Origin of the sequence: Halalkalibacter hemicellulosilyticusJCM 9152, assembly GCF_000513115.1 — a bacterium.
Lineage (GTDB): Bacteria > Bacillota > Bacilli > Bacillales > Bacillaceae_D > Halalkalibacter > Halalkalibacter hemicellulosilyticus.
Window position 1 is genome coordinate 1 of sequence record NZ_BAUU01000034.1, and the last position, 25235, is coordinate 25235.

A 25235-nucleotide genomic window follows, 5' to 3' on the forward strand; every position below is an offset into this window, starting at 1 on the left:
GTCTGTATAGAGCAGTAGTTTTTTTGTTAACAATAAAACAAAGAGCGCCTTCTATAGAAAGCGCTACATTGTGAAGTTGACACAATTGTTGAAATTAAGTTATTATAAATAGGTAAAATAGAGTTAACGATAAACTAACGAAGTAAACTGATTGTTAAGGAAGGTTGAATGACTATGATTCATGAAAAGTATTTTGATTTATTAGAAAAGCAAAATGAATACCTTGCAAAGAAAAATAAAAAGAAGGAAGATTTTTATAACGGTATTTATGATCGTTACGAAGACCCTGTCTTAACACGACATCATGTTCCTCTTCATTGGAGGTTTGATCTTAGTAAGCAATCTAATCCATTTTTTATGGAGCGTTTAGGCGTAAATGCTACCTTTAACCCTGGGGCTATTTATTTGAACGGGAAGTATTATATGGTCGTTCGATTAGAAGGGGTTGATCGTAAGTCTATCTTTGCGATAGCAGAGAGTGACAATGGGGTTGATCAGTTTCAGTTTATTGGTACTCCTATTACTTGGGAGAATCCTTATGAAGACGAGACGAATATTTATGATATGAGATTAGTGCAGCATGAAGATGGTTGGATTTATGGAATCTATTGTTCCGAGAGCAAGGATCCTGGAGCACCTCAGTTTGACACATCCAGTGCAGTTGCTCAAGCTGGTCTTGTTCGAACGAAGGATTTGAAATATTGGGAGCGCCTTCCAAATATTGAAACACCCTCACCGCAACAACGAAACGTAGTACTGCACCCTGAATTTGTGGATGGAAAGTATGCCTTTTATACAAGGCCACAAGATGGCTTCATCTCTACTGGGAAAGGTGGGGGAATTGCTTTTGGTGTATGTGATGACATAGAAAAGCCGATTATTTCCGAAGAAACGATCATGGATGAAAAGGTGTATCACACTGTGTATGAGGTGAAAAATGGCCAAGGGCCTGCTCCGATCAAAACGGATAAAGGTTGGATTCACATTGCACATGGAGTGCGAAATACAGCTGCTGGGTTACGATATGTACTTTATACCTTTGCAACTAGCTTAGAAGCTCCTGAGAAGATTATTGCTAAGCCAGGTGGACATTTTATTGCCCCGTATGATGAAGAGCGTGTCGGTGATGTTTCAAATGTGATTTTTTGCAATGGAGCAATTGTAAATGAGCAAAATGAAGTATTTATTTACTATGCTTCAAGTGATACAAGGATTCACGTAGCGACAACAACGATTGAAAAGCTAGTAGATTATACGTTCCAAACACCTGAGGATCCGTTACATTCGATCGAAAATGCTAAGCAACGTAAAGAATTGATAGAGAAAAATCTGCATTTACTTAAAAATATTAAGTAAGTCATAGGAAAAAATAGTTGCAACCTTTTGATTCGCTTAGTATTCTTAGTATGTGATAGTGCAAATTTAGTATTGAAGAGGTATCACAGAGGGTCAAAGTTGACTTTTTGCGATACCTTTTCTGTAAACAGTTGAAGAGTCGGTAAGGAGGTGCGCGCAATGAAAAGTAATATAACGATGAGAGATATAGCTGAACGTATTGGAGTGAGTAGTGTTACGGTATCAAAAGCGTTAAATGATAAAGAGGGAGTAAGCGATGAGCTGAAAGCAAAAATTAAAGCGCTTGCGATTGAAATGGGTTATCGATTTAATGCAGTAGCGAAATCGATGAAGGAAGGTCTTTCTTATAATATAGGGATTATCATTCCGGAAAGATTTTCTGGTGGTAATTTTTATTTAAAATTCTATCAGCACATTACGACAATGCTTGAACAATATAGTTATTATGGGATCTTGCAAGTTCTATCGGCAGAGGATGAACGGAACTTACAGTTACCGAGAACATACTATGAAAGTAAGGTTGATGGATTTATTATATTAGGTCAAATTAGTAGTAAGTATATTGATTTGCTAACTGATAATAATATCCCAAAAGTTTTCTTAGACTTCTATACAGATCACTCTGATATCGATTCTATTATTACAGATAACTTTTATGGAGTGTATGAATTAACGAATTATCTAGTGAAGGAAGGACATAAAGACATCGCTTTTGTTGGTAATATCCATTCAACGAGCAGTATTCAGGATCGATTTCTTGGGTATTATAAATCGTTATTAGAACATAATCTAAGCTTAAATGAGGGCTATATTATTAATGACCGTGACGAGAAAGGAACTTATATTGATCTAGAAATACCTAATCCACTACCGTCTGCCTTTGTATGCAACTGTGATCAAGTTGGTTATAATTTGATGAACAAGTTACGATCAATGGGTTATTCAGTTCCAGAAGATTGTTCAGTTGTAGGGTTTGATAATGATATTTATTCCACTCTAACAGAGCCTCAGTTGACAACGGTTGAAGTAAATATTGAAGAAATGTCAAAAGTAGCTGTAGAATTTATTATTGAAAAGATTAAGAACGAGCACAAAAATTCCGGTCGTGTTCTTATAAAAGGAACGATTATTCACCGTGATTCAGTCAAAAAAATTTAAATTAAATAAGAGAAAAAGATGTTGAAGGGGGATAGACTTCAACATCTTTTTTATTGTTTGGGGTCAATTTAATAAGTATTTTGAACGAAAAAATGATCAAGATAAAAAAGAGAAATGTATTGACAAGTAAGCGGTGTAAAGGTATTATACGTTATGTAACTTAAACGATAAACTCATTTGATAGGTTCGGGTAAGTAATTTTAAATTGAGTTTGAATAAGAATCATGTAATTAAGCGGTCGATTTGTACGAATATCAGGCCATATGAAAATCTCGGTCGTTACTTTATTCTTGGAAAGAGGTGTTCGTGTATGAGTCAAGTGAAGATCATTGGTGAGTCGTTATCTAATATGCTTGGCAGGAAAAGCCAAGTGGCTATCATGGGCCTGTTTGGAGACATTCAGATAATCCAGTAATAAGGCGAAACCCTGTTAAAAATGTTGCGCGTATCTTTAATAGTGCTGTTCTCCCTTATGGAGAGGGATTTGTAGGTGTGTTTCGCGCAGAAACAACGAATGGCCGTCCGCATTTACACTTAGGCTGGAGTGAAAATGCCTTAGATTGGAATATAGAGGAAGAAAGAATTCATTTTGTCGATGAAAATGGTGATGTGTTCCAACCGAACTATGCGTATGATCCACGTTTAGTTAAGGTTGAAGGTACGTATTATATTATTTGGTGTACAGATTTCTATGGAGCATCAATTGGTTTAGCTCAAACAAAAGATTTTAAACAGTTTATTCGATTGGAAAATCCTTATTTGCCTTTTAATCGAAATGGAGTCTTATTTCCAAGGAAAGTAAATGGTCATTATATGATGTTGTCGCGTCCTAGTGACAGTGGTCATACCCCATTTGGTGATATCTTCTTAAGTGAAAGTCCTGATTTGACTTACTGGGGTAAGCATCGCCATGTTATGAGTAAGGGAGGCGAAGGTTGGTGGCAGGCAGTAAAGATTGGTGGTGGACCCGCGCCGATTGAAACAACAGAAGGTTGGTTAATGTTTTATCATGGAGTGACTGGAACGTGTAATGGATTTGTTTATTCAATGGGTGCTGCCATTTTAGACCTTGAGAATCCATCTAAAGTGAAGTACCGTTGTAAAAATTTCGTTCTTACGCCTGAAGAATGGTATGAGGAACGAGGGTTTGTTAACAATGTCATCTTCCCATGTGCTACATTACATGACGCTGACTCTGGGCGCATCGCAATTTACTATGGTGCGGCTGATACGTACGTTGGGATCGCGTATACAACAGTTGAGGAAATTGTCGCTTATACAAAGGAATACCATGAAGTGATTGGTGAGGACCCTTTAGAAGGGAATATGTAAGTAAGGAACTTGTTTCAGCCCGCTATGGATGGTTGGTCTCATAGCGGGCTTGTTTATCTAAATGAAAAGAAAAAGGAGAAAGTTGAGATGATTCCACAATTAGAACTACGTCAACAAATTGAAAAGCATCTTACGAGTGATATTTTACCTTACTGGATTGATCATACGATAGATGAAGAATATGGTGGGTTTTATGGTTATATAACAAATGATCAACAAATTAATAAAGAAGCAGAAAAAGGGTGTATATTAAACTCTCGTATCCTTTGGAGCTATTCAAAAGCTTACCGAATGTTCAAGGAAGAACGTTACTTAAAAGTTGCTAATCACGCATATTCATTTTTAATTGAATCATTTATAGATCCTGAGCAGGGCGGAGTGTATTGGATGGTTGATTATAAAGGGCAACCAGTAGAAGATCGTAAGCACATTTATAATCAGTCTTTTGCGATTTATGGTTTGTCCGAGTATTACATGGCAACTGGAAATGAAGAAAGCTTAGAAATAGCAAAAGAGCTGTATGAATTAATTGAGAAGCATGCGTATGATCAGGAAAATAAAGGGTACTTAGAAGCTTTTACTCGTAAATGGGGGGAGATGAAGATTTACGATTAAGTGGTAAGGATTTGAACACTGCAAAATCAATGAATACTCATTTACACATTCTTGAAGCATACACGAACCTATACCGAGTATGGAAGGATGAAGGTTTGAAGAGTCAGTTAACCGAGTTAATAGTAGTGACGTTGGACCATATTGTTCATCCTGATACGTACCAATTTATATTGTTCTTCAATGAACAGTGGCAACCTGCGTCCAATACGATTTCTTATGGTCATGATATTGAAGGAAGCTGGCTGCTATATGAAGCGGCAGAGGTTCTTCAAAATGAATGCTTATTAGAAAGAGTAGAAAAGGTATCGTTAAAAATGGCCAAAAAAGTGTTAGAAGACGGAATAGATTCAGATGGAAGTGTCATGAATGAGTTAGAGGACAACGGACATTTAGATAAGGACCGTGTATGGTGGGTACAGGCTGAATCAATGGTTGGTTTTTATAATGCATTTCAGCTTACGAAGGATCCAGCATATTATACTGCTGTCGAAAGCTTATGGAAATATACAACCAAATATGTCATTGATCATAAAAATGGTGAATGGTATTGGAAGTTAGATAAAGATAATCATGTATATCAAGATTTTCCGAAGGTGGAGCCTTGGAAATGTCCTTATCACAATTCAAGATTTTGTTTTGAAATGATTGAACGTATTAGTGAAGAACAGCGTTAATGACAAAAAAAGGGGCGTTTGTGTAATGAATTTTATTAAAGGAATGACTTGGGGTTGGGTAGGTATCCGTGGTCAATGGGCGACGGAGGAAGCGAAGCACTCTATGAAAGAAATGAAGGAGCGTTTAGCTGTTAATTGGACGGCGATCGCATTTCAAGGGTTACAAGAAACAGCACATTCGACAGAAATTAACTATAAAAGCGGCACGGTCGTAACAGATGATGAAGTGTATTGGGCTATTAATGAAGCAAAAAAGTTAGGCTTGTCCGTTTGCTTAAAGCCTGTTGTTAATTGTTCTGATGGCACATGGAGAGCACATATTAATTTCTTTGACCTTGATGTTCCTTGTGAACCAAAATGGTCAGAATGGTTTGAAAGCTATACGAAATTCATCTTGCATTATGCGAAGATAGCTGAAGAGACGGGCTGTGAAATGTTCTGTGTAGCTGTGAAATGGTGCAAACCGATCGCCGTGAGCAGGAATGGCGAGAACTTATTCGAAAAGTACGTGAAGTGTATTCAGGTGTCGTTACTTATAATTGTGACAAGTATCAAGAAGGCCAGGTGAAATGGTGGGATGCGGTCGATGTCATCTCATCTAGTGGCTATTACCCTGTTGATTCTTGGGATGAACACATTCAACGTATTAAAAAAGTCGTTAATCAATGGGAGAAGCCATTTTTCTTTATGGAGGCTGGCTGTCCCAGTCGGTTCGGTTCTCCGATGGTTCCGAACGATTGGAACTTAAATAAAGGGCAAGTGAGTGAAGAAGCCCAAGATGACTATTATAAGGAAATGTTTTCTAAGTTAGATGATGAAGAATGGTTTGGCGGGTACATGCTTTGGGACTGGCCTGCTCGTTTGTATGGACGAGATCAAGCTTCTTCGAATGATGATTATTGTATATACGGCAAAAAAGCAGAGAAAACCGTCCATAATTATTATTCATCTAAATAAGCATCCTAAAAAATGCCAGATCAGAGAAAAGGCTGGTGATCTGAAGGGCACTGAAAAAGTTTTGTTTTTAACTTTTTCAGTGCTCTTTCAGCAATGTGCGAAATCGTTGCCTTTTTGAAAAGTTTGATACGAGTGGGTTTCTCCTATTAAGCGGGTGACGAGTGAAGCTAGTGTTAGTCAAATTAAAATGGACCTCTTTCATTCTGTCCTTTATTTCAAAGTCAGAAGTGCTTTCTCGACGCACGAAGGTTCTTGAAATGTCGTTGTACATTTCTTATAGTAAAGTGAGCGTTAAGGAAAAAATTAAGTAGAAAGTAGGGGGATGTATTGTATTTAATTGGAGTTGATTTAGGAGGGACGCAAATACGAGCAGGGCTTTTTACTGAATTAGGCGATTTGATAAAAAGAGAAAGCACGCTAACTCAGGCTGAAGAAGGACCGGATTCTGTTATTAAACGTTTAATTTCATTGGTTGAGCGAGTGAGCGATGAAACGGTTAAAATAGAAGGGAAACAAGCGATATTAGGAATTGGGATAGGCTCTCCAGGACCATTAGATGTGTTTCAAGGAACGATTCTTTCGCCACCTAATTTACCTGGTTGGGTAAATATCCCTTTGAGGAAGATTCTTGAGGAACACTTTAATGTACCTGTTTATCTTAACAATGATGCTAATGCTGCAGCCTTGGGGGAATATTACTTTGGGGCAGGAAAAGGAAAAAGAAATATGGTGTATATGACGATAAGTACGGGGGTAGGGACAGGGATACTAGATAATGGCCATTTGCTATTAGGAGTTAACGGTAGTTCAGCAGAGGTTGGACATATGAGCCTAAACCCTGATGGTCCTGTATGCGGTTGTGGGAATCGAGGTTGTCTAGAAGCATACACCTCAGGTACAGGAATTATGAATAGAACGAAAGAGCGATTACGAGAGAGTTCAGTTGATAGTATTTTAAGAGAAAAGAGTACAATTACGTCTAAAGATGTTTTTGATGCAGCGAAGAGAAACGATGAGTTAGCATTAGAAATTGTTGAAGAAACGAGAACATATTTAGGTGTAGGACTTGTTAATGTTATCCATTTATATAATCCAGAATTAATCATTTTTGGGGGAGGGGTGAGTAAAGTAGGTGATTACTTGTTTAACCCTTCAATTGAGTTTGCTAGAGAGAAAGCGATGAAACCACTGGCTGATCATTTGCAATTCAAAATGGCACAGTTAGGTGACGATGTTGGGTTAATTGGGGCAGCTGCATTAGTGAAATATAATGAAACACAGTCATAGAAATTTCTGGATTTCAAATATTGAGCAGGAGGATGAAGATGTATAATGAACCGATTTTTTTAGAACCAGAATTTAAAGATCGTATTTGGGGTGGAAAGAAACTTAGGGAGCTATTTGGTTATATAATTCCGACTGAGACAACAGGTGAATGCTGGGGGATATCGGCGCACGAGAATGGTCCTTCGACCATTAAAAATGGTCCTTTAGCTGGTCGGACGCTAATTGATGCTTGGAACGATCATCGCGAGCTATTCGGAAATGAAAAGGGAGAGCAATTTCCACTTTTAGTGAAGATTTTGGATGCGAATAAAGACTTATCTGTTCAAGTTCATCCTGATGATGATTATGCCCGTGTAAATGAAAATGGTGAGCTTGGTAAAACAGAATGCTGGTATGTTATTGATTGTGAAGAAGGGGCAGAATTGATCTTAGGCCATCACGCTCATACGAAAGAAGAATTCGTAACAATGATAGAAGAAGGGGCATGGGATAAATTGTTAAAGAAAGTACCCATATCTCCAGGAGACTTCTATTATGTACCGAGTGGTACTGTTCATGCCATTGGAAAAGGGACTCTTATTCTTGAAACACAGCAAAGCTCGGATACGACTTATCGAGTGTATGATTATGATCGTATTGATGATAAAGGGAATACGCGTGAGTTACATATTCGTCAATCAATTGATGTAACGACTATCCCGCATCAGGATACATATCCAGAACAAACGGAGTTAAGCGATCAAGGGTTAACAAAGAAAAAATTAGTGTCACAAGAGTACTTTACTGTATTTCATGGAACGTTAGCAGGGGTTTATGAAACAGAGCACACAGAGAATTATTTATTAGTTAGTATTCTAGCTGGCGAAGGTGAGATTGTTGTTAATGAAACATCTCATTCATTTTCAATGGGTGACCATTTTATTATTCCTGCGACTGTTGAACGTTATGAATTAATAGGAAATGCTGAAATGATCTATTCATATTCGTCAATTAAATAGAAGAAGCGAGGGGAATACGATGCCAATGATTGATATGCCTTTTGAAGAGTTAGTTGAATATAAAGGAAGAAATCCGAAACCGAAAGATTTTGATGAGTATTGGGAAAGAGCATTAGCAGAAATGAAAGCAGTTGATGCTCAATTAGAGCTTGTTCGTAGTGAATTCCAAGTCCCTTTTGCGGAATGTTTCCATTTATACTTTACAGGCGTGAAAGGGGCGAGAATACATTGTAAGTATGTGAAGCCGAAAAATGCTTTAGAACCTCATCCAGCAGTTATTCAATTTCATGGATATACGGTTAACTCAGGAGAATGGGCTGGCTTATTAAGCTTTGCTGCATTGGGGTATTCAGTTATAGCGATGGATGTACGTGGACAAGGCGGATACTCAGAGGATACGGGCGGAGTGAAAGGGAATACTCATCATGGTCATATTATTCGTGGACTCGATGATGAAGGAGCAGATCATTTATTGTTCCGTCATATTTTTTTAGATACAGCTCAAGTGGCTAGGATTGTGATGGATTTACCTGAAGTTAATGAAGAAAAGGTTATTGCAACAGGATGGTCACAAGGTGGCGCATTAACGTTAGCTTGTGCTGCATTAGAGCCAAGAATTAAAAAAGCCGCTCCTGTTTATCCGTTTTTAAGTGATTATCAGCGGGTGTGGGAAATGGATTTAGCGAAGGATGCGTATCATGAGCTGAAAGAATACTTTAGACATTTTGATCCTCAGCATAAACGTGAAGAAGAGATATTTACGAAGTTAGGTTATATCGATATTCAGCATTTAGCACCTCGTATAAAAGCAGATGTGTTAATGGCTGTTGGCTTAATGGATACAGTTTGTCCTCCGTCGACACAATTTGCAGCCTATAACAAAATTACATCTTCGAAACGTTATGAATTGTACCCAGATTTCGGACATGAGCAATTGCCAGGTCATCCTGATCGTATTCTTCAATATATTTTAGATATATAAGATAGTAATGGGTGTCTTGAAAGAAGGACTTTTGAGACACCTTCAGTTATTTTAGGATTTCTCTAAGGAGTGGATTTTATGGGGGAGAAGAAAAATCAATCCTTTAATTATGAACCATTATTTAACGGAGATCAGGTGAAGCAGGGGAGAGCTTTGCAGACGTTTTTACAGTTATATAAAGGTCAAGTAAGTAATATTGTTCTATCTTTTATTTTCTTTTTGATGAAGCATTCACCTGTCTGGGTGATACCTGTTGTGACAGCTAATATGATTAATATAGCTAGTGCCCCTGATGAACGAAATGTAGCAGAGTTGTGGATCAATTTTGCTGTTGTCGTTTTAGTTATTGTGCAAAACATTCCTTCTCAAGTGCTACATGTTAGTTACTTAAGCAAAGCTTCAAGACATGTTGAAGCAGGTCTAAGAAGTACGTTAATTCGTAAGTTACAGCATTTATCGATTTCCTATCATAGTGAGTTGCGCTCAGGGAAATTACAAGCGAAGGTGCTTCGAGATGTAGAAAATATTGAGGTTCTCTCTAAACAAGTGATGTTTACTTTTTCTGCTGCGGTTACAAATGTGGTTGTAGCCATAACAGTAACGGCCTTTCGTGATGGAACGATGGCTTTATTTTTTATTTTGGTCATTCCTCTTGCGATTGGTTTAGTTATCCTCTTTAAGAAAAGATTGAGACAACGTAACCGGGAATTTAGAACGCAAATTGAAGTGATGTCAGGTCAGGTGGCGGAAACAGTAAATATGATTCCTGTAACAAGAGCTCATGGGCTCGAAGATTTAGAAATTAAAAAAACAGATTCGACGCTTAAGGATTTAAAAGGGAAGGGGTATAAATTAGATATTGCTGAAGCGTTCTTTGGGGCATCAGGTTGGGTCGTTTTTCAGGTGTTTCAAATGATTTGTTTAATTTTCACGGCGTACCTTGTGTATCGTGGACAAATGCCAATTGGTGATATTGCTTTGTATCAAGCATATTTTACAACGATACTAATGTCAGTTAATCAGATTATAAATGTGTACCCACAATTAGCGAAAGGGTATGAATCCATTATTTCAGTCTCAGAAGTGTTATTTTCAAAAGAAATGGTAGAATATCAAGGCGAAAAGCGGCTTGGACATTTGAAAGGGCAGTTTACATTTGATGATGTAAGCTTTCATTATAAAGATACGAAGAAGCATGTTCTTAATCGTTTTAACTTAACTGTGAAGCCAGGAGAGTGTATAGCCTTTGTCGGGGAATCAGGTGCAGGAAAATCAACGGTTCTAAGTATGGTTGTAGGTTTTTACCGCCCGACAGAAGGCAAGATTTTGATCGATGGTGTCCCTTTTGATGACTTAAATATGCAGGCCTACCGGCAAAGAATTGCGGTCGTTCCTCAAAACACGGTACTATTTTCCGGATCAATCAGAGACAATATAACATATGGCTTAGACCATGTATCGGAGGGGCAGCTTCAGCAGGTCGTACAAATGGCCAACCTTCACGATGTTATTGCGGAAATGCCAGACGGTTTGAATACGTTAATTGGGGAGCATGGAGGAAAACTATCTGGGGGGCAACGACAACGTATTGCCATTGCTCGTGCTCTCGTCCGAAACCCTGAAGTGATTTTATTAGATGAAGCGACTTCTGCATTGGATAATAAGTCTGAATTCCATGTGCAAGAAGCGATTCGCGAGCTAATTAAAGGACGTACGACGTTTATCGTCGCACATCGATTATCAACGATAAGAGATGCCGACCGCATTGTTGTCATGAAAGAAGGGCGATGTGTGGAAGTCGGAACGTACGATGAATTAATGGAAAAACAAGGTGAGTTTTATCAGTTGAAAAAAATGCAACATTAAATTAATAGAGGCTAGGACATAACGAAAGTGTTTAGTTGAAAATCTGAACATTAGTGAATGTAGCGAGAATATTTCAGGAGCAGTTACTGTGCATTTCTGTGTATTTGTTCGGTTTCTCTTTTATAAAAATACTTTTGTCTTAGTCTCTATATAAGTAGGTGTTTAACCATGATGGACATGGCATTTATAACAAGGGTTTATTATTATATTCAAGCAAGTATCCTTTTTTGGTTATTTGTTTTAAGAGGGTTTGTTGTGTATGGATTAGTACCAGCTACAGCGGGGTTGTTTGCCGTAATAGCTGATGTGAAAAGTGGGCGAATGGACGAAGAGGACGTGTCAATTGCTCAGATGTATAGGAGATATTATCGGGCGTATGCTACTTATAAATGGGGGTCGTTTCTATTTGCATTAGTGTTTGCGTTGCTGTATATGACAACATTTTTATTAAATGAATCAGCTACGGAATACTCATTAATAGGATTAATTGTCATGTTATATTTATTAGCAATATTTTTATTGCTTTTTACTTATACGTCCTATCTTATTACAGAAGGGAAAGGGCATTCCTTTAATCAAGCTGTCGGAATTAGCTTTGTCTTAGCTTTAAAGAACCTTCTAAGGTCCGTTTTTATGCTCGTAGGTATGTTTGCTTTGTATTATATTGGGACGCTAAATCTTTTATTATTTGCTGTAAGTGCACCGGCTTTGTACAGCGTCATGGTTCGGGCATTAATGACGAATTTAAACAAATAAGTTAACTTATTTATTCATGGTTGACACGTAAACGTTCTCATAATAAGATAGGGTTTAGATGAAACTTTAACGATTACTTAATTAAATACTTTATCATATTAATGTTGATTAGAAATGGAGAAAATAGTAAGCATTTTAAGGGGAATGTATGATGGTGTCGGCATTTGATCTGTGAGAAAGCGATGTCATATGTTTGATTCCACGCTATTAAGTGATCGATGAACTAATATTCGAGGAGAGAGCGTATGTAAGAAATGTAACATTATGAAAAGAAATATAGGTCTTAACTAGCTTGTTGTGTATGAACCGAAAAGGGAAGGCTACTATAAAGCGTAAAGCTGAAGTTCTTAAGGGGGTTTACTGATGGCAAATGTGTCTGAAAGTGTGAGCGATAAAAAAAAGGGTGGTTTAGGACTATCTAATCTTAATTATCGCACACAACGAATTATTATTATTATTGCTTTTTCTCTTATACCAGTAGGGTTGCTCGTAACGTTTTCGTACTTACCATTGTTTAATATGATTGTGTACAGCTTTCATAATTGGAATGGAATGAGTCCAACTATGGATTTTGTTGGGTTCAGTAACTATGTCACGATTTTTACAAGGCCGGAATATTTCTCGGTGTTTGTTGTTAGTTTGTATTACTTTGCTGCTACTTTTGTGCAAATGGGCTTAGCACTTTATTTTGCTACACTACTCAGTTTTGAAGTAAGGTTGAAGAACTTTTTCAAAGGTGCTATTTTCTTCCCCTACTTATTAAATGGTGTTGCTATTGGCTTTATTTTCTTATTCTTTTATCGTGAAGGTGGGACGTTAGATAGCTTATTGGCTGTATTGGGTCTTAGTGAGTATACTCAATTGTGGTTAGGAAACCCTGATTTAATTAATATTTCTTTAGCAGGAACGTCTGTCTGGAGGTACATGGGTTTTAATTTCATTATATTTCTAGGAGCAATTCAGTCAATTTCAAGTGAAATCTACGAGGCTGCTGAAATTGATGGTGCGAATAGATGGCATCAATTTGTATACATTATTTTACCTAGTATTCGTCGAGTTGTTGAATTGAATCTTATTTTAGCTGTTAGTGGTGCGATTAGCGTATTTGAAATTCCGTTTATTATGACAGGTGGAGCTAACGGAAGTAGCACATTTGTTATTCAAACTGTAGATACGGCCTTTAAGTTTAGTCGAGTTGGACTGGCTTCTGCCATGGCGGTTGTCCTCCTAGTCATCGTTATTTTTGTTACGTTGCTTCAGAAATTTCTCTTTAAGGATAAGGAGGCTTAATAATGAGTTTAAGTGCAAGGTTTTTTTCAGTTGTTAAATACGTTTCATTAACATTAGGGGTTGCTGCTACAGTTATACCGATTTTAGTTGTGTTGTTTGCCTCCTTTAAAAGTAGAGAAGAATATGTTTCGACAGGTGCGCTAGTTCCACCGCAAAGCTGGTTGAATTTCGAAAACTATACTAGAGCCTTCACTGAAGGGAAAATGTTACTTGGTTTTTTCAATACGTTCATTATTTTTGTGCTTGCCGTATCGAGTGCTATACTGCTCGGATTAATGATTTCATATATATTAAGTCGCTTTCAATTTAAAGGCAGTAAGCTTATGCTAGGCTTATTCCTATTAGCGACTTTAATTCCTGGCGTAACTACTCAAGTAGCAACGTTCCAAATTATTAGTGAATTAGGTCTCTTTAATACGAGATGGTCAGCGATTATATTATTCATGAGTACAGACATTATTGCAGTTTTTGTTTTCTTGCAATTTCTTGATCGTGTATCTGTATCATTGGATGAATCAGCGATGCTTGATGGAGCGTCATATTTCACGATTTTCAGGAAGATAATTGTTCCACAGCTAAAACCAGCTATAGCAACGATTTTCATTATAAAAGGTGTAGCGGTTTATAATGATTTCTATATACCGTACTTATATATGCCGAAAGCGGAATTACAAGTTATTTCTACGGCCTTGTTTAAATTCCAAGGCCCTTATGGAGCGCAGTGGGAAATTATTTGTGCAGGTGTCATCATTGTTGTGATTCCGACATTGATTATATTCCTTGCATTGCAGCGTTATATTTATAACGGATTTTCAGAAGGATCGGTTAAATAAAACAGTTCGTTTTACTATTAGGGGGCACAAAGGATGACGACAGTCTTCTTTTGAAGCCCCTTTTTTAGAAGGGAGAAGCAAATAACGATCAAGGTGATTGATATGTAGGGTAGATTGGAGAAATTGCAATAAGGGGGATTATAAATGGGAATTACATATGATGGGCAAACAAAGACATTTCACTTACAATCGGAAAGAACGAGCTACATAATCCAAGTGTATAACGGGTATTTGGCACATTTATATTGGGGTAAGAAAATGGATTCCTACAATCATGGGACGAAGCTACGCTTTAAGGATCGATCATTTTCACCTAATCCAGACCCTGATGACCCATTCTTTTCATTAGATACGCTGCCTCAAGAATATCCTGCATTTGGGAATACTGATTTTCATATACCTGCTTATCAAATTCAATTAGAAAATGGCACAACGGTGACTAATTTTCAATATAAGTCACATCGCATAGTGCAGGGAAAAGGTGAGCTTGATGGTTTGCCTGCAACATATGTAGAGTCAGACAGTGAAGCCCAAACACTAGAGCTGACTTTATTCGATGAGGTAATAGATGCTGAAATTGTTGTGAGCTATACGGTGTTCACGACGTTTGATGTCATGACACGTACGGTTCGGTTTGTGAATAATGGCAGCCAAAAGCTAAAGCTCTTAAAAGCGGCAAGTGTTAATGTAGATTTCCGTGAATCTGAGTTTGAGCTAATCACGTTGCCTGGAGCGTGGTCCAGAGAGCGTTATATGGAAAGAGAAAAATTACGATCCGGTATACAAATGATAGAAAGTCGTAGAGGAGCAAGTAGTCATCAATTTAATCCATTTTTAGCACTTGTCCGACCTGAAACAACCGAAGAATTTGGAGAAGTATTTGGTATTAATTTGGTTTATAGTGGAAATTTTCAAGCTTCTGTTGAAGTAGATCAGTTTCATTATTCACGTGTAACGATGGGAATAAATCCATTTGATTTTTCATGGGTGTTGGATCCAGGACAAACGTTTCAAACTCCTGAAGCTGTCATGGTCTATTCAGATCAAGGATTAGGTGGGATGTCTAAGACGTTTCACCATTTGTATAGAGAACGATTATGTCGTGGGAAGTATCGTAATCAATTACGTCCCATTCTTATTAATAATTGGGAAGCGACTTATTTTGACTTTAATGAAGGAAAAATAGTCGATATTGCAAATGCAAGTAAAGAATTAGGTATCGAATTATTTGTACTTGATGATGGTTGGTTTGGGAAGCGTAATAGTGATAAAGGGTCTTTAGGAGATTGGTTTGTTGATCGAAATAAATTACCGAACGGAATTGAACATCTAGCTAATCAAGTTGTAGAGAATGATATGCAATTTGGTTTATGGTTTGAGCCAGAGATGATTTCTGTAGATAGTGATTTATATCGTGCGCATCCTGATTGGTGTATTCATATTCCAGATCGTTCACGGTCGGAAGGGCGTAATCAATTAATACTCGACCTAACTAGGAAAGACGTGTGTGATGAAATAATAAAGCGAGTATCAGATATTTTAGCAAGTGCTCCAATTAGTTATGTGAAATGGGATATGAATCGTCATATGACGGAGGTCGGTTCAATTTCACTTCCTGCAGAGCGACAAAGAGAAACAGCACATCGTTATATTCTTGGTGTGTATTATGTTATGGATCAGATCACTAGTACATTTCCGGATGTATTGTTTGAAAGTTGCTCAGGAGGTGGGGGACGATTTGATCCAGGTATCCTATATTATATGCCTCAAACGTGGACAAGTGATAATACGGATGCAATATCGCGTTTGAAAATTCAATATGGAACAAGTCTCATTTATCCTATTAGCGCGATGGGATCACACGTTTCAGCTGTTCCGAATCATCAAGTGAATCGTATGACTTCATTAGATATTCGAGGCCATGTCGCGATGTCTGGTAATTTCGGTTATGAGTTAGATGTATCAGCATTAAGTGAAGAAGAAAAGGCGAAAATCAAGGAGCAAGTTAATTGGTACAAGGGAGTTAGACCGATTATTCAATTTGGAGATTTTTATCGATTGAAAAGTCCTTTTATCCAATCACACACATCATGGATGTTCGTTTCCGACGATCAAACGGAAGCAGTCCTTGCTTATTTCAGTACATTGGCAGAAGCGAATGTTCCTTTTACGAAAGTGAAGCTAAGAGGACTTGATCCAAATAAAGTATATAAAATTGTTGAGTTAGATCAGGAGTTTACGGGTCAAGAGTTGATGTACGCTGGTGTAAATATTCCAGAACTCCATGGTGATTTTCAAAGTGTCATGTGGACGTTGCAAGCGAAGAGTTAACAAAAGGAATAGGGGGTAAATGTTATGAAGGATCTTTTTATTAAAGGTATGACCTACGGCTGGAATACAACAAGAGGTGCATATCGTACCGCAGAAGCGGTTGAATCAATGAAAAAGCTGAAAGAGACTGGAAGCGAGTGGATCGCTCTATCATTTTTTACTTATCAAGAGACGTTCTCATCAACTGAAATTATATTTGATTATGGCTTTACAATGACAGATCGCGATATTGAATTTGCTGTTAGACAAGCGAAAGAGCTTGGATTAAAGGTTTGCTTAAAGCCTGTCGTAAATTCTAGGGATGGTTTATGGCGTGCGCGAATTGGATTTCCAAAAGATGCAGATGAGTATTGGGAGAAGTGGTTTGGCTCTTATACGAACTTTCTGCTTCATTATGCGGAGCTTGCTGAGGAACTAGAGTGTGAAATGTTCTGCATTGGTTGTGAGATGATCGATACAGAATCAAGAACAGATGAATGGTATCAGGTCATTAAAGATGTTAAAGCTGTGTATAATGGACCTTTAATTTATAATGCTAACCACGGTAAGGAAGAAGGGGTTGACTGGTTTGATAGAGTCGATCTAATTGGCACAAGTGCGTATTATCCAGTAGCAAACGTACCAGGTGATTCAGAAGAAAATATGATAAAAAACTGGGAGAAGGTAAGGGATAATCTTAAAAAGCTGCACGAGAAATTTAATAAGCCGATTGTATTTGTTGAGATTGGCTGTCGAAGTGCAAGAGGTTGTGCGACGATGCCTTGGGATTTTGAACATACTGAGTTACCTTTTGATGAAGAGGAGCAGGCGAGATTCTATAGTTCAGTATTAAAGGTTTTTTGGGATGTTCCGTGGTTCGCTGGTTTCTTCTTTTGGGACTGGAAAACAAAGTTATACCCTTTAGAGAAAGCGAAGGAAGATGTTGATTTTGATATTTATGGGAAGAAAGCGGAATCTGTTTTAAAGCAATGGTATAGTAAAGATAACAGGTGATTATAAAATATATAAAGATCCAAGAGGGAGTTGGTTGAATAAACAGCTTCCTCTTCTTTGAGTAGTATTCAAAAAATGGGTGGGCACTAACGTACTCTTTCGGTATATTCGTATAGATAAAAATGTGTTTCAATATAATAAAATGTGTTATGATGATAACAAAACTAACAAAAATAACACTTTTGTGTTAAATCGCTCTAGAGGTGAATGCTTTGGCGAGGAAAAAAGTAACTATGCAACAAATTGCTGACGTAGCTGGTGTTTCTAAATATGTTGTTTCAAAAACGTTAAATGGAAAACCAGGTGTAAGTGATCAGACGAGAGAGAAAATATTATTTATAGCAAAGCAACTTGGTTATCATTCTGATTTGTTGAGATCGAATAAGACAGAGGATGTTAATGCTAGTCATTCGTCGTTTATTATAGTCGTAATTGAACACCAAAGCCATCATGATTCCCTTTATTGGGGGAAGATTATTGATGGTATTTATGAAGCCGTTAATGAAGTGAAATTAGGGATGATGATCGTAAGTGAGGACCAGCAAGTTAAGCAATTGGTTAATACGGCCAATTTGCAAGGAATTATTGGAGTTGGGCACGTATCGTCTGAAGTATTAGTAGAGCTACATCAGTTAGCGGTACCTATAGTTCTAATAAATCATGAGGATAGCTTGGTTCCTGCTGATTCTATTTATGCAGATAACATGGATGGGTTATATAAAATGACTAATCATCTCATTGCAATTGGTCATCGTTCAATTTCATTTGTAGGGGATACGTCTTTTTCAAAAAGCTTCTATGAACGTTGGTTAGGTTATCGAATGGCGATTGAAGAAAATGGCCTTCAAGATGAGATAATAAAACAACCACTCTCCATTCCTTATTCAAGTGAATTCCAATTATCATTTCAACGATGGGTAATGGAGCGTGACGAAATACCGACCGCTTTTCTTTGTGCTAATGATGATATAGCTCAAAGAGTGATTATGAGCCTTAGGAAAGTAGGTTATAATGTTCCAGTTGATTGCTCCGTGACTGGGTTTGACAATATTGATTCTAGTGCATTAATTAAACCTAGTCTATCGACTGTGCAAGTATTGAAAGAGTCGATTGGTCAACGAGCTGTATATAAATTAATTTGGCGAAGAGAACATAGGCAGTTTCCTCCTGAGAAATTACTGATCAAAGCTGAAATTGTCATGCGAGATTCTGTAGTTCCAATGAATTGAATGATGAGGCATTAGAATAGTTAAAAAGCGAATTTAATGGATGAAGCACTTTTCAGATACGAGGATGAGTTGTAATAAACGATTCATCCTCGTATCTTTTTGTGAGCTCAGAAACGAGAGTGGCGCGAAAAACTAATCATGGAAGATAAGGAATTTGGGAACTAGTGCTGTCTTGCTCATTGTAGAATAAGAAGCCTTACAATAGGTTTCTTATTTGCGTTTAGTTAAATACATTGCTATATTAGTTAGGTTATAACTAACAAATAAAATAACAAAAATAACAAAAGGTGGAGAGGTAAATTGGGCACATTAGAAAAAGATAAAGCTTTTTATAAACGAATGATGGCATTAAGTGTCCCCATAACGATTCAGTTTTTGCTGACGTCATTTTTAAGTATGGTAGATTCTTTGATGGTTGGTCAGCTTGGAGAAGTTAGTATTGCATCTGTTGGGGTAGCAAATAAAATCACGATCATTTTAATTCTTATTACACAAGGTTTTGCAAGTGGAGCGGGGATTTTTGCTGCTCAATATTGGGGGAGAAAGGATAAGGTAGGTATAAGCAAGATATTGATGATTACGACAACGATTATTTCTGGATTTACAATAGTCGCTTCTTTCTTCGTTGTTGGATTTGCTAATCAATTGATTAATTTATTTTCTCCAGACCAAGCTGTTGTTGAGTTAGGTTCTTCGTATATAAAAATTATAGCAATTAGTTATTTTTTTACGGGAATAACAATAATTCTAACGGTCATATTAAGGTCAATGGGGGAAGTAAAGGTTCCTATGTATTTCAGTGTCTTTGCCATTTTACTTAATACACTGTTGAACTATTTATTCATTTTTGGGAATGGCGGATTCCCTGAATTGGGAATAGAGGGGGCGGCTATTGCAACGGTAATTGCTCGTGTGTTTCATTGTGTATTAATGGTATTGCTCATTAGACAGTTTAATTTATTTTCAACCTTTCGACATATTGATATGAAAGAGGTGTTCGAGAGTGGTTTAATTAAAAGTTATTTTGTTATTTCAGTGCCTTCAATTTTAAATCATATCTTTTGGACGTTAGGTGAAACTAGTTATTTTTGGGTGTTTGCTCGTATGGGTACGAATGAATTAGCTGCAGCCACCTTAATTGATCCATTAATCTTTTTGTTTATGGCTGTATTTATTGGTTTAGGGGATGCTGCCTCTGTAATGATAGGGAATAGTATCGGTAGTGAACGGTTTAAGGAAACTTATCAATATGCCAAGAAATTTCTTTGGATAACATTGGGTCTGTCGATCGTGGCATCTGCTGGTGTTTTATTAGTCGCTCCATTTTTTGTTAGCTTTTATAATATTAGTTCGAGTGTAGCCGAATATGCGACTTCGATCTTATATGTATATGCAATTATTTTACCGTTCAAAATGCTGAACCAAGTAAATAATATAGGCATATTACGAGCGGGCGGAGATACAAAGTTTGTTATGTATTTAGACTTAATAGGTGTATGGTTTGTAGGGTTGCCTTTGGCTCTTATAGGCGCATATGCGGGTTTCCCGATTTATATTGTATTTGGTCTAGCCAACACACAAGAAATCGCTAGGATCTTATTTGGATTGAAGCGTACATTGTCACGAAAATGGATGAACGTTGTTGTCAGAGAAGAGAGTAAATTAAATGTAAGTTAAATTAATTAGGTAGGGGCTAGGACAAAAGTGTTTTAATAAGTAGGAATCTGAACAAGTATACAAGGATGTAAATAAATGACTCCATTGCATACGCACAATGTTCAGATTCTTAAATAAACACTTTTGTTATGTTCCAACCTTTACTTTAAAAAAAGTATAAAAAATGAATTAACTGAATTTACCGTTTACTTAATTAAAAATAAATGAAATGACGAAACATCTGGTATAAAAGGGTTTTTCTATGTTTAAAAAGTTATAAAAATCTCTTGACTTGAAAACGTTACCACTATAAAATGAAATTGTTGAATCTTGTAACGTAATTTTTGATTCAACGATAAACTAATTAATGTGACTTAGGGGGTAAGTAGGATGACAAAGAAATTTTGGTTAGCACTTGCGTTGGCTGCATTGGCAATGTTCATAGTAGCTTGTGGCGGTGGTGACACCGATGATGAAGGTACAACAACAGACGAAAATGGTACTGAAGAGGCTGATTCAGTGACAGCTCCTGAAGATATTGAAGGAGATATTACCATTCTTCATCAGCGTACTGATATCAATGATACAGTATTTGAGCAAGATTACAGAGAACGTTTCAACGAAATTTATCCGAATATTAACTTAAGCTTTGAAGCTATAACAGATTATCAAGGTCAAGTACAAATTCGTATGAATACACAAGATTATGGTGATGTTTTACTTATTCCAGATAGTGTTGTTCCTGGAGATTTACCACATTTCTTTGAACCGCTTGGAACAGTAGATGAACAGCTTGAGCAATATTTGTTTGCCGATGATTTTGCTTATGAAGGTTTGTCTTATGGTATTCCGATTGTCGTAAATGCAAATGGAATTGTTTATAATACCGAAGTTTTTGAAGAAGCGGGAATTACTGATATCCCAGCAACTCCAGATGAGTTTATCGAAGCATTGCAAGCAATTAAAGACAACACGGACGCGATTCCTTTATACACGAATTATGGTGATTCGTGGCCACTCGATCAGTGGGAGCCGAACCGCCTTGCGATTGCAGGTGATGAACAGTTTAATAACCACTTAATCGATACAGAAGCTCCATTCTCTGAAGGAGAACCACATTATACTCTTTATAAAGTGATGTATGATGCAGCGAATCAAGGATTAATTGAATCTGATCCGTTGACGACTGATTGGGAGCTTTCAAAACAAATGTTAGCTGATGGAGAAATCGGTACGATGGTTTTAGGTTCTTGGGCGATCATTCAAATGCAAGAAACGGCAGAGGTTTCAGGTCATGATCTAGATGTAATCGGATATATGCCATTCCCTTATACTCAAGAGGATGGAACGGTTTATTCAGTAGTAGGTGGAGACTTTAATCTTGGAATTAATGTAAATTCTGATCATAAAGAGGCTGCTAGAGCTTGGGTTGATTGGTTTATCCATGAATCTGGTTATGCATTTGATCAAGGTGGAATTTCACCGATTGTAGGTGAAGATTTCCCAGAAACACTTGCTGCATTTGAGGAACTAGGTGTAGAGTTTATTTCAGATGCAACTCATAGAGAAGGTGAAGAAGGCTGGCTAGATGACATTGATAATATTTCAGAAGTAGGGTTTTGGCAAGCAAACTTCAAGCAACGTATTATTGAAGCTGCGATTGGTAACCGTAATGAGTCATTTGATGACATTATGGATGATTTAAATAGTAGATGGGCTCCAGCTCGTGAGCAAGTTGTAAATCAATAATAAAACGATATCGTTAAAAGGTAAGAGCGATAGTGCTCTTACCTTTTTTTGAGCATTGATTAGGTATAAAGTTGTATTAAATTAGTTCTGTTATTGACGGTCTATCGGTCGTCAGTTATAGTTAAATTATAAATAATTAGTTATAAAGAAATAAATCTTTTGTATGATATGGAAGCGTTATCAGCTTTCGTTAAGAGTATAGTAATGAACAAACTACTGACCTAAGTATTAAATCATACAAAATGAAAGCGGATTATTAAGCCGAGAGAGTAGAGGGGGATACATATGAGAAAGCTGCTTAACCGTTTTAGGAAAGAAAATAATCCAATTTTTTCTAACAGGGAGAGTCGGTTTCAACGGATTAAAGAAAAATTCCAACTGCGTTTTTCAAGAAAAACGAGTGGTGAGCAAGCGCAGAAAAAGAATCGTTTTTCATTTTTAAAACGAAAACAACAAGAACTAACGAATCAAACGGATGGAAAAGTTGAAAAACGAATGACATTGAAAATGAAATTAATTGTATTCTTTATTTTATTTAGTGTTATTCCGAGTGTAGTTGTTGGTAACTTTGTTTATTACATATCAAAAGAAACGATCTTTGATAAGACTGCTACGATGAGTGAAGAAATAGCTGGTCAAGTTACTTATAGCGTGGATACAGTTATAGCAGAAGCAGAAAAGGTGACAATGCTTCCATTTTCCAATGCTGATTTAATGGATACATTAAGCGAGGATTATGAAGACCAATTCGAACAAATGAGGGCGCAATCAGATGTAAGCACTTATTTTTCATCTTTAATATTTTCTTATAATCACTTTAATAATTTCTTTTTTGTAACAAATGATGGAACGGTAATGGGCTCGAGAAATTCAGAGTTTGATACTGATGCCTTTATCGAGAATGATTTAGAGAGATTGAGTGAACAAGCATCCAATCGAGCGGTTTGGTTGACAGGATATCAGGATCACTACGGTCATATGTATGTGCTAAGACGATTAACGGGGTCTTTCGGGAATGATTTAGGGTTTTTGGTTTTAAGTGTAAATCGTTCTGCATTTAGTGGGATTTTTGACCAATTTGATGCAAGCTCAGGGCAAAATATATATGTTATCGATAGTGAAGGACAAATTGTTTCAAGTAATGAAAGAGAATTAGTTGGAGAGAACTTTGAGAATAGTGTAGAAACAGATGGTCAGCTCGTTTCAGAAAATGAAGGCTCAACAGGTTGGACGATTAGTGTTACGACTCCTGAAGAATTTTTATTAAGAGAAATGAACAGTGTGTATTACCTTGTTTATGTTGTAATCGGTATATTTGCTCTCATTTCGATCGTCGTCGGTTTCTTCTTAACATTAACGATTACGAAACCTTTAAATCAGCTGATGAACTTAATGAAAGTTGCTGAGAACGGTGATTTAAAGGTTGAATCCAAATACTTATATTCGAATGAAATTGGACAATTAGGACGAAGCTTCAACAAAATGGTAGCCAATTTTAAAGCGATCATTTATGAAAATAAAAAAGTATCAAAAAGTGCCGTTGATAGTGCGGAAAACTTAAATAAAATTTCATCGGAATCGTCAGAAACAGCAGAGCAAGTAGCTGCTGCTATTGAAGAATTAGCAAAAGGTGCCGTAGAGCAAGTAAATTATTCAGAGAATACAAATAAGGAAATGAACGTCTTGTCTGAAGAAATTGAAGGCGTAGCGAAATATGTGCAAAATGTTTCGAGTGCTACAGTGAAGACGCAAGAATTAAGCCGAGACTCCCTACAATCCATGCAAGGGCTAACCGATAAGAATTCGGCTGTTGGTGAAAATATTAAGAGTGTGGAATCAACTATTGTGAAATTAAGTGGAGATGTAGCAGAGATTCGTCAAATTATTGAATTAATTCGAAATATTAGTGATCAAACGAATTTATTATCGTTAAACGCAAGTATTGAAGCAGCCCGAGCAGGTGGGTCAGCTGGACAAGGCTTCGCAGTAGTAGCTGCTGAGATACGTAAACTTGCTGAAAAATCAAAACAATCTACGATTCAAATTGAAAAAGTGATCTCAAATATTTTAGGTGTAACAGATGAATCTGTGGATCTTGTTAATCAATCAATCGTATTATTTGATGAACAAACGTCTGCGATTGATGAGACAAGAGATTCCTTCAATAAAATCATTGAGGATACAGGGTCAATTATTACAGAGATCCAAGATATTGAACAATCGATTCATAAAATTAATGGAACAAAAGACCGAGTTGGTCAAGCGATAGAAGAGATGGTGAAGGTTGCAGAAATCTCATCTTCAACTACGGAAGAAGTGACAGCGACTACAGAGGAACAGGCTGCTGCAGCGATCCAACTTGGTCACTTGGCTCAAGATTTAGCCGAAACAATGAGCGATTTGGAAGAACAAATTAATAAGTTCAAATTGTAAGAGTCTCATCTTAAAGGCTACTGAAAAAGTTAAAAAAAGTAATTTTTTTAGTGCCTCAAGAGTTGTCCTTTTATTGGTTGAATTTCGTTTTAGTATTTTGTTAAAAGGGAGCGTACGCGAAAGATAAAGCGATGCTTCCTTTTTTCTGTTTCAATCGATGAAAGCATTGCTTCAACCGTGTCGTAATCCATGAGTATGAATTTATTTGCTCTCGCCTCTTTCTTTGCTTCATGTGAGAAATAGTGATTTGTTATAATAAAGCTTTGATGGGCATTTAATGCTATGCTATTCTCCTGTATTTGTTTTAATTGGCTAGCAGAAATGAGCTCTTCACTATTAATAAGATGTACGGCAGCTTTTAATCCTTTTTTTCGTAAAATAAAATCAGCGATCGGTGGTTGTCCTTTTACATTACTAACAGAATAACCTTGCTTTTTAAAAAGAAAAGCAAGCAGTTGTTTAAAATCTTCTTTCTTTAATGTGTTTTTTGCCTCGTGCTTCTCTTTTGTTATGTGAAGGCGTAGCTGTTTTTGGAAAAAGGATATAATAACGAATAGGCTAGCAAGGAAGAATGGTATACAAATTAGGAGAAAATGAACATGATATAGTTGTACAACTAGGTATGTAGTGAGAAAAAGAAGAATGGGACTATATGACCACTTTTTCTTATCGGTTTTTTTCATGATTATGTCACTCCTTATTTTTAACATTCCCATGTATATGAAAACTATGCAAAGTTA

Annotated in this window: 18 protein-coding genes and 2 pseudogenes; 19 read left to right on the forward strand and 1 reads right to left on the reverse strand. The window is 36.9% G+C overall.

The genetic code is table 11. The features are described 5' to 3' along the window. Window positions 1-174 precede the first annotated feature (174 nt). The 19 genes and pseudogenes from JCM9152_RS17530 to JCM9152_RS17615 all read left to right on the forward strand — a co-directional run bounded on the left by JCM9152_RS17530 (window position 175) and on the right by JCM9152_RS17615 (window position 24495). Entirely contained in the window at window positions 175-1356 is a 1182-nt protein-coding gene (locus tag JCM9152_RS17530; protein ID WP_035346669.1) for a glycoside hydrolase family 130 protein, read from the forward strand. Window positions 1357-1515: 159 nt separating this feature from the next. After that, on the forward strand, window positions 1516-2514 hold the full coding sequence (locus tag JCM9152_RS17535; protein WP_035346637.1) for a substrate-binding domain-containing protein: 999 nt from the start codon (window positions 1516-1518) through the stop codon (window positions 2512-2514). A 310-nt stretch (window positions 2515-2824) separates the two neighbouring features. Then, window positions 2825-3846, forward strand: a pseudogene (locus JCM9152_RS17540) (glycoside hydrolase family 130 protein). A gap of 87 nt (window positions 3847-3933) precedes the next feature. Beyond that, a complete protein-coding gene (locus JCM9152_RS24200) occupies window positions 3934-4461 on the forward strand; it encodes an AGE family epimerase/isomerase (RefSeq protein WP_369384583.1) in 528 nt (175 codons plus the stop codon). Between the two features lie 11 nt (window positions 4462-4472). Continuing rightward, on the forward strand, window positions 4473-5135 hold the full coding sequence (locus JCM9152_RS24205) for an AGE family epimerase/isomerase (protein WP_369384584.1): 663 nt from the start codon (window positions 4473-4475) through the stop codon (window positions 5133-5135). Between the two features lie 25 nt (window positions 5136-5160). Further along, a pseudogene (locus JCM9152_RS17550) lies at window positions 5161-6092 on the forward strand (glycoside hydrolase family 113). Between the two features lie 327 nt (window positions 6093-6419). Next, on the forward strand, window positions 6420-7379 hold the full coding sequence (locus JCM9152_RS17555; RefSeq protein ID WP_035346638.1) for an ROK family protein: 960 nt from the start codon (window positions 6420-6422) through the stop codon (window positions 7377-7379). 38 nt (window positions 7380-7417) lie between these two features. After that, window positions 7418-8377 (forward strand): mannose-6-phosphate isomerase, class I, encoded by a 960-nt coding sequence (gene manA / locus JCM9152_RS17560; RefSeq protein WP_035346639.1) that lies wholly within the window; start codon window positions 7418-7420, stop codon window positions 8375-8377. A gap of 19 nt (window positions 8378-8396) precedes the next feature. Beyond that, window positions 8397-9359 (forward strand): alpha/beta fold hydrolase, encoded by a 963-nt coding sequence (locus JCM9152_RS17565; protein ID WP_035346640.1) that lies wholly within the window; start codon window positions 8397-8399, stop codon window positions 9357-9359. A 78-nt stretch (window positions 9360-9437) separates the two neighbouring features. Beyond that, entirely contained in the window at window positions 9438-11225 is a 1788-nt protein-coding gene (locus JCM9152_RS17570) for an ABC transporter ATP-binding protein (RefSeq protein WP_081728097.1), read from the forward strand. A 171-nt stretch (window positions 11226-11396) separates the two neighbouring features. Then, entirely contained in the window at window positions 11397-11981 is a 585-nt protein-coding gene (locus tag JCM9152_RS17575; RefSeq protein WP_158318458.1) for a DUF624 domain-containing protein, read from the forward strand. A 363-nt stretch (window positions 11982-12344) separates the two neighbouring features. Next, window positions 12345-13271: a carbohydrate ABC transporter permease gene (locus JCM9152_RS17580; RefSeq protein ID WP_052016098.1), complete on the forward strand. Its 927-nt coding sequence runs from the start codon at window positions 12345-12347 to the stop codon at window positions 13269-13271. Between the two features lie 2 nt (window positions 13272-13273). Continuing rightward, a complete protein-coding gene (locus JCM9152_RS17585; RefSeq protein ID WP_035346642.1) occupies window positions 13274-14104 on the forward strand; it encodes a carbohydrate ABC transporter permease in 831 nt (276 codons plus the stop codon). A 144-nt stretch (window positions 14105-14248) separates the two neighbouring features. After that, window positions 14249-16435 (forward strand): alpha-galactosidase, encoded by a 2187-nt coding sequence (locus tag JCM9152_RS17590; RefSeq protein ID WP_035346643.1) that lies wholly within the window; start codon window positions 14249-14251, stop codon window positions 16433-16435. A gap of 24 nt (window positions 16436-16459) precedes the next feature. Continuing rightward, entirely contained in the window at window positions 16460-17428 is a 969-nt protein-coding gene (locus tag JCM9152_RS17595) for a glycoside hydrolase family 113 (protein WP_035346644.1), read from the forward strand. 212 nt (window positions 17429-17640) lie between these two features. Next, the gene (locus tag JCM9152_RS17600; RefSeq protein WP_052016100.1) at window positions 17641-18657 is read left to right on the forward strand and encodes a LacI family DNA-binding transcriptional regulator; all 1017 of its coding nucleotides are present in this window, start codon (window positions 17641-17643) and stop codon (window positions 18655-18657) included. A 300-nt stretch (window positions 18658-18957) separates the two neighbouring features. Next, window positions 18958-20334: an MATE family efflux transporter gene (locus JCM9152_RS17605; protein ID WP_035346646.1), complete on the forward strand. Its 1377-nt coding sequence runs from the start codon at window positions 18958-18960 to the stop codon at window positions 20332-20334. A 369-nt stretch (window positions 20335-20703) separates the two neighbouring features. Next, the gene (locus tag JCM9152_RS17610; protein WP_035346647.1) at window positions 20704-22062 is read left to right on the forward strand and encodes an ABC transporter substrate-binding protein; all 1359 of its coding nucleotides are present in this window, start codon (window positions 20704-20706) and stop codon (window positions 22060-22062) included. Window positions 22063-22347: 285 nt separating this feature from the next. After that, window positions 22348-24495, forward strand: coding sequence for a methyl-accepting chemotaxis protein (locus tag JCM9152_RS17615; RefSeq protein ID WP_035346648.1), 2148 nt, complete (start codon window positions 22348-22350; stop codon window positions 24493-24495). An 89-nt stretch (window positions 24496-24584) separates the two neighbouring features. Here JCM9152_RS17615 and JCM9152_RS17620 read toward each other — a convergent pair whose 3' ends face one another. Then, window positions 24585-25178, reverse strand: coding sequence for a restriction endonuclease (locus tag JCM9152_RS17620; RefSeq protein WP_035346649.1), 594 nt, complete (start codon window positions 25176-25178; stop codon window positions 24585-24587). Between the last annotated feature and the right edge of the window lie 57 nt (window positions 25179-25235).